The organism is Caldalkalibacillus mannanilyticus JCM 10596 (assembly GCF_000615945.1).
Lineage (GTDB): Bacteria > Bacillota > Bacilli > Caldalkalibacillales > JCM-10596 > Bacillus_AT > Bacillus_AT mannanilyticus.
Genome location: NZ_BAMO01000046.1, coordinates 20,088 through 40,737 on the forward strand (window position 1 = coordinate 20,088; position 20,650 = coordinate 40,737).

Here is a 20,650-nt window from a genome sequence, read left to right on the forward strand (position 1 = left end):
AGGAGACTTAATCCAATATGCTCTTGTTAATGAAAATAATCGGATACTATTTGTTATGTACCCTTTATTCTTATATCATTCATCGTCTCGCTCATATCCCTAGCAAGAAAAACCCATTGTATAAAATTCATCTAGAGCACCATAAAAATAAGTATGATGATCTCAAACCATCCCTTCCAAGTATTCCAAACTATTTTATGTGGTTTGGGAGCTGGAAGGCATCTTTAGATGTTTGGATTACATTAACATTACCATTTGTCATCGTTGCCTTCATTGATCCGGTTCCCGGAATCATTTTGCTAGTCTATCACTATCTCTATGAGATTTTTTTAGCTGCAAGCGTACTTGATCATAATCCACGAGTGAAAGGGGCCATTACCAGGTTTCTGGCTGTAGGGCAGTTCCATATGAAGCATCATTACTACATTAAGGGGAATTATGGCTTCTATATTACTCTATGGGATTATGTTTTTGGCACAGTCTATAAAAAAACACGTATGGTGAAAGAACCGGCTATCAGAGAGGAAGTGTCAAAATGAATGGACAAGCTAATGATCATCGTTTTCCCCTGACTCATCCTCAAAAAAGAATATGGTATATTGAAAAGCTCTATCCTGATACACCATTACATCATATTTGTGGCAGAGCAACCATAGAAGGGAAAATAGACAGAGATCTCTTAGAAAAAGCGATTCTCCTTGTGATTAACAAAAATGAAGCTTTTAGATTACGCTTCTATGAAGAGGGTGAAACATTTTATCAAAGAGTAAGTGATATCCCAACAGAAAAAATAGATTTTATTGATTTTTCTCAATTTGAAAATTCAGAGGAATGCTATTTGCAGTGGATCAACAATGAAATAGAAAAACCATTCTCCTTAACGGGTGATACTCCTCTTTTCTATTTTGCCCTCTATAAAAAAAGAGTTGAGAGTCTTTCTTTTTTTGCAAAGATCCACCATTTAGTTTTTGATGGTTGGTCGATGCAGATAGTAACAGAGCAAATTTGTTATTTTTATGAGCAATTAATGAGGGGTCAGAATACAGATGATTCCTTTGTTGGATCGTATCTTTCTTCGATTGAGCAGGAACAGCTGTATCTCAAGTCTGAACGATTTCTCAAGAACAAAGCGTATTGGATGAATACATTTGAAACACTTCCTGAGCCTATTTTTCAGGAGGGCTCTATTCAATTGGAAGGGAAACGTCAATCATTCTTCATTGAAGAATCCCTCTCACAGAAAATAAAAGCATGGACAGAGGAACATCAGTGCTCCCTAAGTGACTGGTATGTTATGTTATTCCAATTGTATTTGCACAAATGGACAGGGCATCAGGATATCGTGGTGGGGATTCCTGTATATAATCGTTCTGGTAAAACAGAGAAACAGACCATTGGAATGTTTACAAGTACAATGCCACTTCGCTGTAATGTGAACGTGAAAGAGTCTGTGATTCAGCATATCAAAAAGCTAAGGAAAGAGATAAGAAGAAGCTATACACATCAAAAATATCCTTATGATTTATTGATTCAAGATCTTCATAAGCTGCATCAAAGGAATGAACAATTATTTCAATGTAGTATCAACTATTATAATTTCAAACCCAATCATCAGTTAATGAACTCTCCAATGGCAAGTGAAGAATTGTATAACGGTTATCAGCTTTATCCTCTACATATTGTGATCAAGGATTGGTCAGAACAAGGTTCAGTTCAGCTAGAATTTGATTACCAAACTTCTGTTTTCACCGATCAGCAAATGAAGAGAATGTTTGAGAGATTCATCTTATTAGCAAATCAAATACTAGATGATCCACATGTCGCGATTCACCAATTAACTCTACTATCTGAAAAGGAGAAGAATCAACTTCTGGATCATTTCAATCAAACAAGAAGGGAATATCCAGCTAACAAAACGACGATCCAATTGTTTGAAGAGCAAGTGAAGCGGTCGCCAGAACGGATTGCGGTTAGCTGTAAAAATGAAACTCTAACGTATCATCAATTACATCTAAGATCTAATCAGTTGGCTCGCTTTTTACAGCAGAGAGGAATAGGGCGAGGTCAAATGGTTGGTCTTTTTGTCAATCATTCAATAGATTTGATTGTCGCTATCTTGGGAGTATTAAAGACAGGGGCTGCTTATGTGCCGATTGATGTTCATACAGCACCCAAAAGGATTCAAGAGATGCTCGACGATAGCGAAGCTACAGGGATTCTAGTGAATCAAGAGCTGCCTAAAGAAGTAGAATACAGAGGAATAATCATTCATTTGCATCAAGCGGAGATCTACCAGATCGAATCGTCTAATCTGCCTATTGCCTCTCAGCCTAACGACTTGGTCTATATGATGTATACATCAGGTTCGACAGGTATGCCAAAAGGAGTCATGATTGAACAGCGTGGTTTAGTTAATTACATTTGCTGGGCGGTGAAGACATATATCAGGGGAGAGAAAGAAACATTTGCGCTATATTCATCCTTAGCTTTTGACCTTACAGTAACTTCTATATTTGCCCCTTTAATCAGTGGAAACCAAATTAGAATATATGAGGAAAACGATGATGACTTTGTCCTCTATGATATTCTTCAGGAAAATAGGGTGACAATGATTAAATTAACGCCTGCTCACTTGTCATTATTGCAGGATCGCTCCTATTCCAATTCATCGGTTAGAAAATTGATTGTAGGAGGAGAAGAGCTGAAAAGCTCCCTTGCTCAGAAAATCTATGAAAATTTTAGTCAGCAAATCGAAATTTATAATGAATATGGTCCGACAGAAACAGTGGTTGGCTGTATGATTCATACCTATAACCCAGCAACAGATACGAATGTTGCCGTGCCGATCGGGGTTCCTGCTGATAATGTTCAGATTTATCTTTTGGATGAAGAGTTAAACCCTGTTCCTCATGGATGTGTAGGTGAAATCTATATCTCTGGAGATGGTGTAGCAAGAGGCTATTGGAAGCAGCCAGAGTTAACCGCACAGCGTTTTGTGGACCATCCCTTTTTAATAGGACAAAAAATGTATAGGACAGGGGATCTAGCCAAGTTCTTAGAGGGAGATATTGTTGAGTATCTGGGAAGAAAAGATCATCAGGTTAAGCTCAGAGGCTACCGTATCGAATTAGGGGAGATTGAATATCGATTGTTACAGCTAGAAGGGATTAAAGAAGCGGTGGTTTTAGATGTGGAAGTTAGAAGTGATCAAAAACAGCTCTGTGCTTATTTAGTAAAGAAGCTTGACGTGGAGGTTTCCGTATTGACAGTGAAACAAGAGCTGATGAAAGTGCTGCCTTCTTATATGATTCCCACCTATTTTCTATTTTTAGATCAGATTCCTCTAACTTCGAACGGAAAGATCAATCGTAGTCAACTTGCTTTACCTTCAAGTTACAGTTATGAGGAAGAAAGGCTGCATGATCTGTCAAATGATCAGCATGTAGAACAAGTCATAAAGCTTTTTCAGGAAGTATTGCAAGTAGATGAAATAAGTATTCATGCCGATTTTTATCAATTGGGTGGTGATTCAATCAAAGCGATTCAGCTTGCTTCTAAATTGAAGGATCAGGGCTGGAATATTCGTGCAAAAGATATTTTAACCTATTCTACAATCGCAGATATTCTTTCTTCTGTTGAGCCAGCTACCGATGATTCTATCATTTCTCAGGAGTTGGCGGAAGGGGAGGTACCTTATTCATCTATTGCTTCTTGGTTCTTTGCCCAATCCTTTACTCAGACTCACCACTTTAATCAGTCTGTTCTATTACAGCTGAGCAATGGAATGGAGGTCGATCATTTAGAATCCATCTTACATGAATTAATTAGACATCATGACACATTAAGGCTCAATGTTGATTTTAAGCAGGACAAGCTTTTCTATAACCCGGGTCATCTACATCGACCGTTCACCCTGAAAAAAGTAGATCTGTCCTCATTGCCTTATGAGATTCAATGTAAGGAGCTTGAAAGAGTTGGTTATGAATTGAAATCAACGATGGATCTCGAAAAAGATCTTTTATTCAGAGCCTGTATGTTTGATCTTGGACCTCAAGGAAGAAGGCTATTGCTTACTGCACATCATCTTATCATTGATGGTGTATCATGGAGGATTTTGCTTGCCGATCTGCTTCGTTATCTGGAAGGAAGCAGGGAACAGCAAGCTATTTTTCTAGGGAAGAAAACACATTCCTATCAATATTGGGTGGAGCAATTGATCTCCTATACAGGTCAATTAAGTGAAAGAGAGGCTGAATATTGGAATTCAATAGAACCACCTTCTACCAGTTGGTTTCCCCTAGAGTTGCCTAGTGAGTCCTCTTCCTTTCGTCAAGCGTCTATAGCAGACCAGTTAGATGTTACGGAAACAGAAGCTTTACTAACAAAAGCCAACGAGGCGTTTCAAACAGAACCTGTTGAATTATTACTTACTTCATTAGCCCTGTCTATTCAAGAATTTTCTAACCTGTCATCCATGTGCATTGAATTAGAGGGTCATGGTCGCGAAGAATTTATAGCAGGATTAGATCTATCGAGAACAGTAGGGTGGTTTACGAGTATGTATCCCATTCAGTTGGCGATAGAAGGAGAAACTCTCTCCTCTCAAATAAAATCCATTAAGGAACAGGTGCGAAGGGTTCCGAATAAAGGCTTTGACTACTTGCCTTTGAAGTACATAGCGAAGGCTCTGAAAAAAGATCATCATTTACCCATCCGTTTTAACTATTTAGGAGACTTTGGAGGTTTAGTTAATCAGAAGTTTTTTACCATGGCCGAAGAAGCAACGGGAGCGGATATAGGAAATCTAAATCCTATGACAAGTATGATGGATGTGATTGCTCTTATTGTCAATCAGAGGCTGCAATTGACGATTACGTATAACCAAACTGATTTGAATACAGAAACCATTTCTTTGTTCATGAAGCGATGGATAGATTACTTGCGCATGGTGATTGAGCATTGCATGAATCAACAGCATATAGAATTTACGCCTTCAGATTTTGAAACGTTAGAGCTCAGTCAAGAGGAGCTCGATATATTGTTCCAAAAATAAATCTAAGATGAATAAAGAAAGGGAAATGTGAATGTCGCTGACAACCTATTATCAACAGGACATGGAAAAATTAGAAATGTACCAGAGGCTCATTCAGTACTGGAGTATGATATTTGATCGCAGAGAGAACATTCATGTACTAGATAATATGAATTTTAATATTAATCTATTTCCTGAGATTTTTACCATGCAAGATATCGCTAGCTTTCATCCTATTGAACCGGGCTATACATCACCAGATGGTTATACGGAATTAAATGAATTAGTTCGATCCTTAGAGTATGCTCGATTAGTAAAACAGGCTCCGGAAAGGAAGGAAACGATACAGGCTATGGTCAGCCAAGCGGGAGTGGGATGTGGGAATGGGTGTACAAATGTAATGAATGGTGTCATTCATTCTATTCTCAAGGTGAATCAGAATGCTGAAAGAGCAGAGAAGCCCGAAGTTGTTCTTATTCTACCGAATTACACAGTGTATACGGCACAATTATCTAATTTACATGGCAAAGTTCAGCCACGTTATGTGTATGCCCAAAGAGAAAATGAGTTTCTTCCTACCTTCGAGGAGATTAAAAGTGCCATTCGATCGAATACAATGGCTGTTATCATTACGTATCCCAATAATCCTGCTCAATCAACATACGAAGGGGCTAGTGTACAGGAGTTAAAGAAAATTGTGGAGCTTTGTCAAGAAAATGAGATCTATCTGATTGTGGACAACATTTATCAGGATTTAGTTTTTCCAAGGACACGTCCTTTTACAGAGATTTTTAACCTTACTGATAGATTGGATTATGTTGTTAAAGTTTATGGCTGTTCGAAAGATACTCCTTTTTATTCTGGTTATCGAACAGGCTACTGGTTTGGTGATCCTAAATTAATGGACAAGTATCGCTACGTGATTTCTGCGACTGAAAATAGTTTAAATACGCAATCGCTTGTCTATTTTGCTCTTAATTTATATTGTAAGTATCTTGAGCTTACTCAATTAGAACCAGCCTATGATGATATGAGTTATTTTTCGAGAGGAATCTTTGGCTGGAGTCAGCTAGTAGATAAGCATCGGCTTTTTGAAAATATGTGCCGACTTGAACTGTTCCCTAAGTATAAGTCTAGAATCAAGGAATCCGATGGCATACAAGAGCAAGCTTTAAAGCAGGTAACGGAATATGTCAAAGGTTCCACGGCATTTGTCGACTATACAAACCAAAATATTGGGAATGTCTTTTTTATTAAAATGAATCCTGATTACTCTTTTAAAAGTGATGATGATCTCTTTCAATTTCTGTTTAATAAAGCCAAATGCGGTGTGCTTCCAGGAAATGTTTTTGGAATGAGGCAAGAAGCAGGTGAGATTTGGTTTCGTATTACGCTACTTCATGACAATGTTGAAAATATCATGAATCATTTAGGAAAGATAGAAGACATATTTACGTATCATGTGTAACTAATTTTTCTAGATAGGAGGAAGAATCTTCATGGTGCAAAAAGAGCTATCCAAGCAAATTGAGGATATTCTTAAACTAACCCCGACGCAGGAGATTTTATTTCACTGTTTGAAAAATCCTCACCACTCTTTTTATGTATGTCAAATTGCCTTAGATCTTGAAGGGGAGCTATCCATTCCTCATCTTGAACGTGCCCTTAATGCGGTTGTAGAGGAGAATCAGTGTCTTCGTTCCATTTTTAAATGGGAGAAGCTAAGTCATCCAGTTCAAATCATTCTACGGCAAATGAGTTATAGTATTACGAAACACAATCTATTGAATGATCCTGAAGAGGTACGTGAAGAAAAAATAAACCAGATCCAAACAGCAGAAAGGGAAAAAGGCTTTGATCTGACTGAGGGTCCTCTACTTCGTATTTCGATGTGTCTGGTAGGGGAGAAGCAATATCGAATGCTGATTCATTTTCATCATATCGTGATGGATGGATGGTCACTGGGGATATTTTTAAGTGAATGGTTCAATCAATACGATCTAATAGCGAAGGATCGAAAAGGTGAACAGAAAATACTCAAAACAAAATATAAAGAATACATTAAATGGTTAGAGCAACAGGATGGAAAGAAAGCGAAAGAATTCTGGGCAGCGCAATTTGATCAATGGGAGAGGACAACAAAACTTCCCTATACAGCATATAGAGATGAAAAGATGATCAAAATGGATAGCGTTTCTTTCTCTCTCGGCGAGGTGATGCCTAAAGTAAAACATTTCGCTCAATTACATAATGTAACCTTGAACTCCATTTTAAATGCAGCATGGGGAATGGTTCTACAACGATATAGCGGGAGTGATGATATTACTTTTGGTCTTACCGTCTCAGGTCGTCCTGAAGATATTAGAGAGGTAGACCAAATCGTTGGGTTATTCATTAATACGATTCCTATAAGAATCAAAATAGCATCTGAGCAAACGGTAGTAGAGCTAATGAAAGAGGTGCATGGTTATTTAATTAGCAGTAAGGACTATCATTATACTCCTCTTACTGAGATACATTCAGCAGCCAACCTGAGAGGGACCGAATCATTATTTGATCATATCTTGGTTTTTGAGAACTATCCCCTTGATCAAACCTTAGCTGAGAGGGAGAATCGAGATTTTAAGATTACTAACTATACCGAATGGGAAGCCAATCATTATGATTTGACGGTGTCCTTTCTGCTAGCTGGAGAACCACAATTGAAGCTGGATTATAAATCTGGTATTTTTGAACGTCAGGCGATGGAACGAATGGTTCAGCATTTTCTAACCGTATTAACTCAAATGATGAGTCAACCGGAGGAAAAGGTAAAAAACCTATCAATTCTTCCAGACTGGGAAAAGAGGAAGATTCTATCTGAATTCAATCAAACATTTCAGGGCTTTTCAATGAATCAAACCGTCTATGAGCTTTTTCTAGAACAAGTAAAAAAGGCTCCTTCACTAGAAGCAGTGATTTTTCAAGAAGAATCAATCACTTATAAGCAGCTATACGAGCGGTCGAATCGGTTAGCAGGTGTGTTGCGGGATCGAGGAGTCGAGGAAGGAAATATTATACCAATCGTGTTGGATTGGTCCATTGATATGGTTGTGGCTATTATGGGGGTATTAGGATCTGGTGGAGCCTATCTAGCTATTGATCCTCAGTATCCAACTGACCGAATCCATTATATGATACAAGACAGCCAAGCAAAGGTGCTCATCACGTCACGCAACTGTCAAAGTGCATTATCTCATATGCTCTCAGAACAGATTCTCATAGATGATGAGGAGAGCCTGCTTCCTTTTTCTGACGAGATTCAGGCGCAATCTTCTCCTGATGATCTAGCCTATGTGATATACACTTCAGGCTCGACAGGTCAGCCGAAAGGAGTCATGATCGAGCAACAATCCTTTGTTGAGTTTGTTCAGTGGGCAGTAGAGGAATATGAGCATCGAGAAGGGTATCAGGTGTTGTTATCCAATTCTTTTGCCTTCGATAGCTCCATTCTGCAAATCTTCCCAGCCCTTGTTTCTGGTGGAACGCTCCATTTGCTTCATCCCGATGTAAGGAAGGATGCAAGGAAGTATTTGGAGTATCTGAAAGCGAATAAAATAAATAATATAGATGAGATTCCTGTCGTCATGAATATTTTACTTGAACAAATTTATGAAACGGATGAGCTGCCATTTCTTCCACATTTGACTTGCTTATCCTTAGGGAGCGAATATGTTCCTATTGAATTAGTGAAAAAGTGCAGAACCTACCTCAATAATACAGGTAGGATCATTAACGGTTATGGACCTGCTGAAGCGTCAGTGGTGGCAAGCACTTATCATTTTGATGGGAATTCTGAAGGGGAATTATCACTGATTGGTAAGCCAAGAAGCAATCTGCACATGTATATTGTTGATTCTCAAGGGAATTTGTGCCCAATTGGTATCCCAGGAGAAATTTGTATAGGTGGAATTGGGTTGGCAAGAGGGTATCTAAATAAACCAGATCTCACCAATGGAAAGTTTGTGCACTATGCTTTGGATGGCATGACGGAACGTCTGTATAAGACGGGGGACGCTGGACGCTGGTTAGAAGATGGAAACATTGATTTTCTTGGTAGAATAGATTATCAAGTGAAAATACGAGGCTACCGAGTTGAGGTAGAGGAAATTGAAAACGTGTTGCGTAAGTATCCAAAGATCGTAGATGTTGTTGTTGTAGCACGAAAGGATCCAGCAAGGGGAGAACTTCTATGTGCTTTTGTTACATCACAGCTTCAACTTGATAAACAGGATGTCAAAAGATGGTTAGCTGGGCAATTACCAGATTATATGCTTCCGGCGATGTACTACGAACTCGATGAGTTTCCACTTACGCCTAATGGAAAAATCAATCGTAAGTACTTGGCGCAGATGGAACTCGTATGGAATGAAGAGCCAGCGGATGGATCTGTGGCAAGGCATGATTTGGATCAGCAAATAGCTGATATTTGGAAAGAAACTCTTGGAATCGAACAAGTAGGAATGCAAACCAGCTTTTTTGAAGCGGGGGGCAATTCTATCCTGATTATGCGTATGTTTAATAAGCTAAAGAAAGAATTTCCCGATTTATCAATAGAAATTAGCGATTTGTTTACCTACAATACCATTGCACATCTAGCCGATTTTATCCTAGAATCCTCTGCCACAATAACCAATGAACAGAATCAAAAATCTGAGTTTATTGAAGAGCAGGACGTATCTCGTGAGCATCACTCAGTGAAGGATATCGCGATCATTGGGATCAGTGCGAAATTGCCTGGTGCCGATCAACTAGAAGATTTTTGGCAGCTATTATTGCAAGGGCAAGCAAGTATCAAGGAAATATCTACATCCAGAAAAGAGCTAGATCCTGCTAAAAGCTCATCTAAGAAATACCTTCGATACGGATATATCGAAGGAATCGATCAATTTGATCCCCATTATTTTAATATCTCACCAAAGATAGCAAAAATAATGGACCCCAATCAACGTCTAATGCTTCAAACGGTTCATTCGACCATTGAAGATGCAGGATACTCCCGTGATAAACTGATGAATCAACATATTGGGGTATTCATGGCGTCTGTCTTACCAAGCTATTACAAATACCTAGATGTGAAGGTAGATGAATTATTAGCCAGCAATTTACCAGCCAATTTGGCAGGTCAAATATCTTATCGTTTTGGATTTAATGGACCTTCCATGGTGATTGATACAGCATGTTCTTCTTCCTTGGTAGCTTTGCATTCAGCGATTCAGTCCTTGCGTAATGGGGAGTGTGAAGCCGCTCTAGTGGGTGGAATTCATATCGAAATTGATCATGTACAAAAAGAATCAGCGATGGAATCAGGAATTGTTTCACCTACGGAAACATGCCGAGCTTTTTCTGATGACGCAGATGGGACGATTGGTGGAGAAGGAACGATCTGTATTATGATCAAACCATTAGAGAAAGCTGTGGAACATAATGATCATATCTATGCGGTAGTAAAAGGTAGCGCAGTAGTACAGGATGGAGCAAGATCAAATGGGATTACAGCACCTAGTGCAGATGCCCAAGCAGATACCATAAAACGCGCGTGGCAGGATGCGCAAATCGCTCCAACCACGATCTCATATATAGAAGCGCATGGAACGGGAACGAAGCTAGGGGATCCTATTGAAATTAAAGGGATTCAAAAAGCCTTTCAATCCTTCACAGATCAAAAACAATGGATTGCCTTAGGCTCAGTAAAAACAAATATCGGACATTTAGATAGTGCAGCTGGGCTGGCAGGGCTTGTCAAAACAGCGTTAAGTTTAAAACATAAAATCATTCCACCCTCGCTTCATTATACAAAGGCCAATTCTTTTATTGATTTTGAACGTTCACCTGTCTATGTCAATACAAGTGTTCAACACTGGGAAGAAAAGCAAGGACATCCACGTCGCGCAGGGGTTAGTTCCTTTGGTTTAAGCGGTACGAACGTTCATGTGGTCGTAGAGGAATTTAGGGATGCTCGGATTCAATCGAAGATAGAATCGAATCAGCCTTATCATTTGATCACCGTATCTGCACCTAATCAGAATGTTTTAAAGAAAAAAATACGAGATTTAATCGACTATATCACTCGAAATCAATCAAGCTCGCTTCAGGATATTAGTTACACTCTTAATTGTCGTAGAACGCATGAACGTTATCGTTTCTCAGTCGTTGTAAAAGATAAAGAAGAGTTAGGACATGCCCTAGAAGAAGCGGAGAAAAAGGAATATCAGATAACTTCTGCTCAAAAGAATGATGCTGCTATCCTTGCAGACTCTCTGCAAAGATTGTCTACAGCGTATGACCGAGAGGCGTTAACTCAGCTTTCTAAGCTGTATCAAGAAGGATACAACCTTCCTTTTGAGAGCATTCAGAAAGGAAGAACCATTCCGTTACCTGCCTATCCTTTCGAAAACAAATCGTATTGGTTCGAGAAGGCGGTACAGGAGACGAATTCTTCAGCATTATTTACGAAAAAAACAAATGCGTTGGATCAGATCAATGAAGAGCTATTCCATCATTTCATCTGGAAAGAAACAAAAGTATCCATTGATGGTGCAATGCGTACTAGTGGTTCAATCCTAGTGGTTATGAATCAGGAAGAAAACTTTCCACCATTATTATCTTTATTGTCGAATGAAGGCCAACATGTTATTCAGGTCTATTATGGTCAGTATTATCAGAAATGGGCTGTAGATCGTTATGAAATAAATCCAAACGAAGCAAGCCAATTTTCGCGATTAACCGATGAATTAGAGGAAGATGGAATCACAATTGAAACAGTGATTGATTTGTCTACTCTTCAACACAGTCAGATGCTGAACTCGCCAGTGGAAGTCCTGAACCAGTGGAAAGAACAGACTCTTCAGTGTTATTTTCCTACGCTTCATTTGGTAAAGAGTTTGTCTACTCTTGTCACTGAGCACCAGCATCCTATTCATACTTATTTTATCTCGACTCAAGCTTTTAATGTTCTAGAAAATGACCCTATTGTGAATCCGTTGCAAAGCTTCACACTTGCTTTACATCGCTCCATTCACCGAGAGTTAGAGCACGTGCGTTCTTATTGTATTGATATGGATTGGCAGAATGGTCCCTTAGAAGAAATGGCTCAGCTAATCGTTCGTGAGATAAAAGGGAATCATTCTATCCGTGAAGTTGCCTATCGGGATGGCAGGCGCTATGTGAAGACATTACAACCTTTGTCATTAGACTCACTTCCTAAGCGGGCTGCGTTTAGAGAAAACGGAGTGTATCTTGTGACAGGAGGTACAGGTGGAATTTCTCTAGAGATTTGTCAATCGATTGCCAGACAACATAAGGTAAGTCTGCTTTTACTAGGACGCACTTCTTGGCAAGAGCTAAGTACAGATCAATTAAAAGCGATAGAGGAATGTCAACAGCTTGGAACAGAAGTGTTGTATTACCAGGCTGATGTGTCCGATGTAGAGGAGTTGCGACAAGCTGTAGATAAGATAACGGCTCAATTCGGAAAAATAGATGGGGTTATTCATACAGCGGGAATAATAGGAAAGCCAACCGCACTGCTAGATACTGAATTTGAAGATTATGAGAGGGTTTGTCAGGCTAAAATTCAAGGGATTTTAAACATAGATCAATTGCTTCGCGGACATTATTTGGATTTTGTTGTTCTATTTTCTTCAGTGGATGCGATGATTTCAGAAAAAATGATTGCCCCATACACGTTTGCTAATGCATTCTTAGATAGCTATGCCTCGTTACAGCGCCAATTGGGTAAGAAGTATATTTCTATCAATTGGGGTGGCTGGCAGAATACAGGGATGGGTGATGTGAAGCGAGTGGGATCTGCTCAATCTCAAATAGAGCAAATCAAAAGATTATCCCCACTTGTCATAGGTTTTGATCGGAATGAAGGTGTTTCTGCTTTTCATGCCCTCGTCAATGCTAATGTTAGCCATGCGTTTATCAGTGGCTTGAATCAAGAAGATATTCAAGAATTAAAAGAGCTCTCTTTGTTTGATATTAACTCACAATTACTAGCTGCTTCGGCACAAACAAGCTCTTCGCTGGACCTAGAGGCTATGACGTTAGAGCAGATTGTAACGATTGTTTCGGAAACATGGAGGGAGATATTAGAGCTGGAGGAAGAGGAGGAATTAGATCCTACTGAAAGCTATTTTGCCCTAGGTGGAGATTCGATTCAAGGAATCGATATCACCATGAAATTATCTAATTTGTTTTCTTTAACTTTAGACGCAAACACGATTTTCAAGTATGACCAGGTTCAAACATTGAGTCAGTATATCTATGATTCACTCAAGGGACCAGAACCAAAGACTCAAAGAAAAAAAATGATTCCTAAGGCAAAACCAATTGGGTAAGAAAATGAGCTGTGTAAAGAGAGAAGGTGCAAAATAGAATGATAGTATACGATAAAGAGGTGTTGGCACATAGGCAATATTGGCTTAGTCAATTTCAAAGTGAACCAACGTTCCCTATGGTACCGACCGATTTTACTTCTTCAGAAGCAGTCGTTGCTCGTAAGGATCTACAATTATCAATAGATTCCGAGGTAACAGATCAATTGATGCGAGTGTGTAAACATTCCGATGTATTGATTTACACTTTTTTATTAGCTGTATCAAAAATATGGTTGCATAAATATACCAATGCTGAGAAGGTAGGAATCGGGGTTCCTTCCTATAATCCAACTTCGAAGCTGGTTCCAGTTGTTTCCCGACTGGAACCAAAACAATCAGCTAAGGAGTTAATCGTGGAAGTGAAGAAAAACCTGACCGAGGTCTATCTTCATCAAGCGTTTCCCTTACATCATTTGTTTGATGAATTGGGGGTGATAGATCTAGCAGAGCATCCTCCTTGGACGCGGCTGGTGGTTTCGCTTGATTCTATCCATGATCCTGCCTTCGTAGAATCTCAAGTAGCGGATTTAACGATCATGTTTGCAAAGGATCAAGAAAGACTCCAAGCAAGAGTTGTCTATAATCCTACTTTATATGCCGAAGCTTCACTCAAGATCTATTTTACACATTTTGTACAAATTCTTCGCTCGATCTTATCTAACTCAGCGGTATCTATTACGAACATTTCTTTAGTAGTGGATTCTGAAAAGCAAGCATTGCTCTCTAGATTAAAGGGGGAGACGGTAGCTTATCCGAATAAAACAATCCATGAATTATTTGAAGAGCAGGTGCAAAGAACTCCTGATCAAGTAGCACTTGTGTTCGGAAAAGAAAGCCTTACCTATCAGGAATTGAACGAGCGTGCTAACCAATTGGCGCATACGCTAAAAGCCCAAGGATTACGATCGGAGCAGTTAGTAGCGATCATGCTCGACCGTTCACTGGACATGATTGTAGGGATTTTAGGAACCCTAAAGGCTGGCGGTGCCTATGTGCCCATCGATCCAGAATATCCAAACGAGCGGATTCATTATATTTTGGCTGATAGTCGAGCAGAAATTTTATTGACTCAGCAGAGCCTTCAGCATCAAGTGAACTTTGCAGGAAAGCTCTTTTGTTTGGATGATGCAGAAATCTATGACAAAACGCTTACGAATATAAAGACGAATACGACACCTTCACATCTTGCTTATGTGATCTACACTTCTGGAACAACGGGAAAACCGAAGGGGGTTATGGTGGAGCACAGAGGAATGGCAAATTTAAAAGTCTTTACTGAGCAGGTTCTAGGTATAACATCTGAAGATCGTATTATTCAATTTGCCAGCTTGACCTTCGATGCTTCTATTTTAGAGATAGGTATGGCGTTGTTTACTGGAGCTAAGCTCATTCTGGTATCGAAGGATACGATATATGACCACCGCAAATTTGAACAATATCTGAATGATTGGGAGGTTACTGTAGCTGTTCTGACACCTTCTTATGCGACACATCTACAGCCTGCTCGCCTTCAGTCTTTAGCTCTTTTAATCACGGGCGGGGCAGAGGCTACACAATACTTGTATAAAAAATGGTGTAACAGAGTGCAATATATTAATGTGTATGGACCAAGTGAGGCGACTGTTTTTGTAACTGCTTGGATAGCTCCAAAACAAACCTCTGTCTGGAATCGGACGATTCCAATTGGAACTGCGATTCCTAACATGGGTATTTATATCATGGATTCGCAAAAGCAGGTACAGCCTACAGGGGTAGTGGGAGAATTATGTCTATCAGGAGTTGGCTTAGCTCGGGGGTATCTCAACCGTCCAGAACTAACAGCGGAAAAATTCATAGATCACCCTTATCTTCCAGGCGAGAAGCTGTATAAAACAGGAGACTTAGCCCGATGGCTACCAGACGGGAATATTGAATTTGTTGGACGCAGTGATCATCAGGTTAAAATACGAGGCTTCAGAATTGAATTAGGTGAAATAGAAAGTGAACTTTTACAGCACAATCAAATTAAAGAAGCGCTTGTGCTTGCCAAAGATGATGGACAGGCTGAGAAATATCTTTGTGCCTATATTGTATCTGAAGAGGATTTGGTGGTATCTAGCCTGCGTGAATTTTTGGGACAGAGGCTCCCAGCCTATATGTTACCGAGCTACTTTATACCGATTGAGGCAATGCCACTTACTTCAAATGGCAAAGTGAATCATCAAGCTCTACCAGAACCAGAATCTATGCTATCCCAACTCCATAACACAGAACCATATTGTGCTCCACAAGATCAACTAGAAAAGGAAATGGTAGAGTTATGGGAGGAAGTGCTACAAATTAGTCCCATCAGTATCTATGATAATTTTTTTACAATAGGCGGTCACTCGCTAAATGCTTTAATCCTAAGCGAAAAAATTTCAGAACATTTTGACTATAATGCCAGACCTGCCTTATTGTTTAAAAATCCTACGGTTTCTACATTGTGTAAAATTTTACGCAGTCAGGTTGAAGCGTCTGAAGGCAACCTTATCCTTCTTAATCAAGGGGAGGATTCTATTCCGCCCTTGTTTATCGTACATGGACAAGGGGGAGGTATTCTCCATTTTGTCCATTTCGCTCAGGAGTTTGGATCAGCTCGATCCGTCTATGCTTTTCAAGCAGAAGGGTATGATCAAGGGCACATTCCTGAATTGACCGTGGAACAAATCGCCGAGCGCTACGTGGCAGCCATGCTTCTCGAAGTACCAACAGGACCTTACTATCTGAGTGGATGGTCATTTGGTGGATTGGTTGCTTTCGAGATGGTCAAGCAGCTTGAGGATCTAGGAAAGGAAGTGGCTTATCTAGCTGTCTTTGATATCGCTCCTTTAGCTGAAGAGGAGCGTTTGATTCCCAATCCTGAATATCGTCATCTAGATCCACTAGTTCGATTTGCTATTCAATTGGGAGAGGATGGAGAGCGTTTTGTGAGATTGAGTGAAGAAGAACAGCTCCAAGAATGTCGAGATCTTCTCCGTCATGAAATGGTAGATGAGGAAGGTGTAGATGAAGAGCTTGCCTTGTCTAAAATGCGTCTGTATGCGGTGAATGGACTGGCATTTCGTCAATATCTGCCTTTGGGTCGTATCTATACAGATATTCATCTCTTTATTTCGTTGGACGAGAGTTTTGTTCGCAATGGAGATAGGACAGAAGAAGAGATCGTTCACTTGTGGTCTCCTCTAACGAACGGTCAGGTTCAGCTATCTTTTTCAGCTGGGGACCACTATTCGATGTTTGAAACACCAAACGTTAAGCAGTTGGTTCATGATATAAGAAATCAATTGGAAAGAGAAATAGAAATTAAAAGAGAGGTACAAGAGCGATGAGGAATAGCACAGAACAAGCCATTAGTAGATATAATCTCTCGCATACACAGAAGCGTTTTTGGTTTATGGAACAATTAGAATTTGTTCAAGAAAATCAAGGGAACGTCATGTCACATGTTTCGACTGCATTTACTCTACGAGGGGTACTTAATGTGACGACATTTCAAATGGTTTTTCAAGAGATCGTAAATCGATATGAAATATTACGTACTTGTTTTCATGAAGAAAATGGAACGCCCTTACAAGTAGTCTATCCTGAAGTTCCTTTTAACGTGTCTATGGTGAATCTTAGTAGCGACAATAAACATAATCAGACATTACAGGACCTCATTGTATCGGAATTAAACAAACCTTTTCATCTAGGTGAAGCCCCTCTGTTGAGAGTAACCTTATATAAACGCTCTGAGTATGAACATGTTTGTCTCATTGTAGGTCATCATATTATTGCTGATGGATGGTCCATTGATATTCTGATGTCTGATTTCGTGCGACTCTACCATGCTTTTGATCAGCAATTACCCAATCCTTTAGAACCACTAGAGATTCAATACAGCGATTTTGCTCATTGGCAAAATGAATTACTAGAGGACGGGGAGATGGAAGAGCAACGCCAATATTGGCTGAATAAGCTATCTGGTGAATTGCCAGACCTTAATTTTCCACATGATTTTCCTAGACCTTCAATCCAAAAGTTCGAGGGTAGGACGGTTCCACTGATCATTGATGGCGAACTGATGAGCAAGCTTAAGCAGAAGTGTGAGGAAATGGATGTTAGCTTATACATGTTTTTGCTTGCGGTCTTTACTATATTGCTCGCCAAGTATACAAGAAATGAGGATATCATAGTGGGTACTTCCCTTTCAGGGCGTGTTCATCCTGATGTCGCTACTATGATTGGGTGTTTTATCAATGCTTTACCTGTCAGAAATCAGGTGAAGGGAGAAGAAACATTTCAGGATTTGGTCCAGAGAGTCAAACAAACGGTTTATGAAGTGAATGAGAATCAAGAATATCCTTTTGATCGAATTGTTGATGATTTAGGTGTGGAGCGGAATCTTAGCCGTCATCCGATATTTGACGTTCTATTTGAAGTACATACGCTTCGAACGGACAAGCATGCGGAAATACAAGTAACCCCAGGCATGACTCTGTCCTTTGAAAAGTCTTTAGAACACATTCACTACTCAGAATTCGACTTTTCATTTGAGCTTTTTCAAACCGAAGGAAAAATAGATGGCTATATTCAGTACAGTACAGCCTTGTTTAACAAAGAAACGATGGAAAGAGTAAGTCGTCATTTTATTCAATTAGTTTCCCAGGTGATTGAATCTCCTGCGCAAAAAATAGGCGAGATTGAGATGCTTACTTTCGAGGAAAAAAATCAAGTTTTGGCACACTTTAATCCTTGGCAGGAGAAGTTTCCTATACATGCTCCATTCCAGATTCTATTCGAAGAACAAGTCATTCAGACACCAAACCAGATCGCAGTTAGCTTTGAGGGAGTAGAATTGACTTATCAGGAGCTTAACGAACGTGCCAACCGGTTAGCTCATCTTTTACATTCTCAAGGGCTAAGAGCCAATCAATTTGTTGCAGTAATGAGTGAACGGAATCTGGATTGGATAACAGCTATGCTCGCTATTTTCAAAAGTGGCGCAGCTTATGTGCCAGTGGATCCAAATCTGCCAGATGAGCGTATCACCTATATTTTGCAAAATAGTGAAGCTCAAGTGCTCATTACGCAATCTATTTTTGTAAAACGTGTATTCCACATTGATGAAATAGAAAGAAAAATAATCTGCATGGATGAGATAGAAAAGGATCAAAGCGATCATATGAATCTAATTACTTGTGCAGAGCTTACTAGATATAGTACCGAGAATATCGAGCCCCCGAATACATCAACCGATCTAGCGTATATGATCTACACATCAGGCTCCACAGGGAAGCCTAAGGGAGCCTTGGTTCGTCATGATGGAATGATTAATCACTTATATGCCAAGATTTCGAGCTTACATATTGGTGCAGAGGATGTGGTTGTGCAAAATGCTTCTGTTAGCTTCGATGTATCTGTCTGGCAGGCATTGGTTGCCCTTCTTACGGGTGCAAAGACATCGATTGTTTCCTTTGAAGTAGCTCGTGATCCTTCGCTCTTGCTAGAGCATTTACAAAAAGAAAAAGTAACCGTAGTTGAAACAGTCCCCACTCTATTATTTGCTTTCCTTGATACGGTGAATGGATTAAGAAAAGAAGAGAGGGACTTGGAGAGACTGCGCTGGATGATAGCAAACGGCGAAGAATTACCAACTAAACTAGTAAATAGTTGGTTTGAGCTCTATCCAGATATTAAGCTCGTCAATGCGTATGGTCCTACTGAGTGTTCAGATGATGTTACTCATCATTTGATGACAGGACCGTCGAACCGGGAGTCTTGCGTATTCCGATTGGACAACCTCTGCCTAATTTGCAGATCATGATTGTTGATCAGTATCACAAGCTTGCTCCTATCGGTGTGAAGGGAGAAATATGGGTAAGCGGGATCGGAGTTGGAGAGGGCTATTGGAAAAACGCTGAACTGACAAGTGCGAAATTCATTCCTAATCCTTTTACCGCAGAAGCTCCTTATTCACGTGTTTATCGAACAGGAGATTTAGGGCGCTGGATGCCTGATGGCACGGTTGAATTTTTCGGCAGAATGGACTTTCAAGTGAAGGTTCGAGGCTTTCGCATCGAGTTAGGCGAGATAGAAAGCGCTTTGAATACCCATCCGAAAATAGATGAGGCTGTTGTGATTATTAAGAAATCAGCCGATGGAGAGAACACACTTATTGCTTTTTACACCAGTAAGCAGGAGCTTAAAGGTGATGAATTACAGCATTATTTGCGTGACATGTTGCCATATTACATGATTCCGACAACTTGCGTATGTATTGAGAAGATGCCGCTTTTAACAAGTGAAAAAATCGACCGTCACGCGTTACAGGCCTTGAAAGTCGAAGAGGGTGGGAACAGGGAAGCCATCCTTCCTAGCACACAAGTCGAAGAACACATTGCCACGATTTGGAGTGAGGTGCTTGATTTAGAGCATGTCTATGTAGACGATAACTTCTTCCGCATTGGTGGTCATTCAATTAGTGCTGTGAAAGTGATCAATCGCATTCGAGAACGCTATCAGATTAAGATGGCTCTACAGCAAATCTTTATTACTCCTGTTCTTAGTGAACTAGCCTCTGTCATAGAAAACGAAGTGGCAAAAACGGAAAACGAGATGGTTAACAATACACAACATATCGTTGATCGTCCTATAGTGCGAGTGCCTAGAAAGGAGTATTATAAATTAGCTCCTGTGCAGCTTCCAGAGTGGTATCTACATTATCTAGAACCGGAAAATCCATTTTATAACGTTAGCTTTGACGTCATGTTTCATGGTGATATGAATGTAGAGGCATTTGAGTGGGCATGGCAAGTTCTTGTTCAACGTCATTCGATTCTACGTGCTTGTTTTACAGACGATAATGGAACACCTCTTCTTCGAATCAAGCCAGAAATGGGTCTAAGTATCTCAGCTATTTATGAAAACTATACTCATATTCCTGCCGAACAGATTCAGAAGGTAACGCAGGAGCTAGCTTATGCTCATGCTAACCAAGTGTTTGATTTTGAAAATGGTCCACTCTTTTATACTAAATTAATCGAATTTCCTCATAAACAATTTCTATTTATGTTTGTGAGTCATCATATTATCTGGGATGAAACCTCCTCCATGAATCTGATGAAAGAATTTAATGAGCTGTACAATGCCTATGTCACCAAACGAGAACCTGATTTACCTGCTCTAGAGGTAA

At 39.8% G+C, this 20,650-nt stretch carries 7 protein-coding genes; all 7 read left to right on the top strand.

What is annotated here, in order from left to right:
- Positions 1–17 precede the first annotated feature (17 nt).
- The gene (locus JCM10596_RS20285; protein ID WP_025028674.1) at positions 18–539 is read left to right on the top strand and encodes a sterol desaturase family protein; all 522 of its coding nucleotides are present in this window, start codon (positions 18–20) and stop codon (positions 537–539) included.
- Entirely contained in the window at positions 536–5,053 is a 4,518-nt protein-coding gene (locus JCM10596_RS20290; RefSeq protein ID WP_025028675.1) for a non-ribosomal peptide synthetase, read from the top strand. Before JCM10596_RS20285 ends, JCM10596_RS20290 begins: the two co-directional genes overlap by 4 nt.
- Before the next feature lie 31 nt (positions 5,054–5,084).
- On the top strand, positions 5,085–6,500 hold the full coding sequence (locus JCM10596_RS20295; protein ID WP_025028676.1) for an aminotransferase class I/II-fold pyridoxal phosphate-dependent enzyme: 1,416 nt from the start codon (positions 5,085–5,087) through the stop codon (positions 6,498–6,500).
- Positions 6,501–6,531: 31 nt separating this feature from the next.
- On the top strand, positions 6,532–13,416 hold the full coding sequence (locus JCM10596_RS20300; protein ID WP_025028677.1) for a hybrid non-ribosomal peptide synthetase/type I polyketide synthase: 6,885 nt from the start codon (positions 6,532–6,534) through the stop codon (positions 13,414–13,416).
- Positions 13,417–13,454: 38 nt separating this feature from the next.
- Complete coding sequence (locus JCM10596_RS20305; protein WP_025028678.1) at positions 13,455–16,805, top strand: non-ribosomal peptide synthetase; 3,351 nt, start codon at positions 13,455–13,457, stop codon at positions 16,803–16,805.
- On the top strand, positions 16,802–19,282 hold the full coding sequence (locus JCM10596_RS20310; RefSeq protein WP_025028679.1) for a non-ribosomal peptide synthetase: 2,481 nt from the start codon (positions 16,802–16,804) through the stop codon (positions 19,280–19,282). The genes JCM10596_RS20305 and JCM10596_RS20310 overlap by 4 nt, the downstream gene beginning before the upstream one ends.
- On the top strand, positions 19,237–20,650 hold a 1,414-nt coding region (locus tag JCM10596_RS30930; RefSeq protein WP_148302653.1), incomplete at its 3' end, for a condensation domain-containing protein. The genes JCM10596_RS20310 and JCM10596_RS30930, both read left to right, overlap by 46 nt.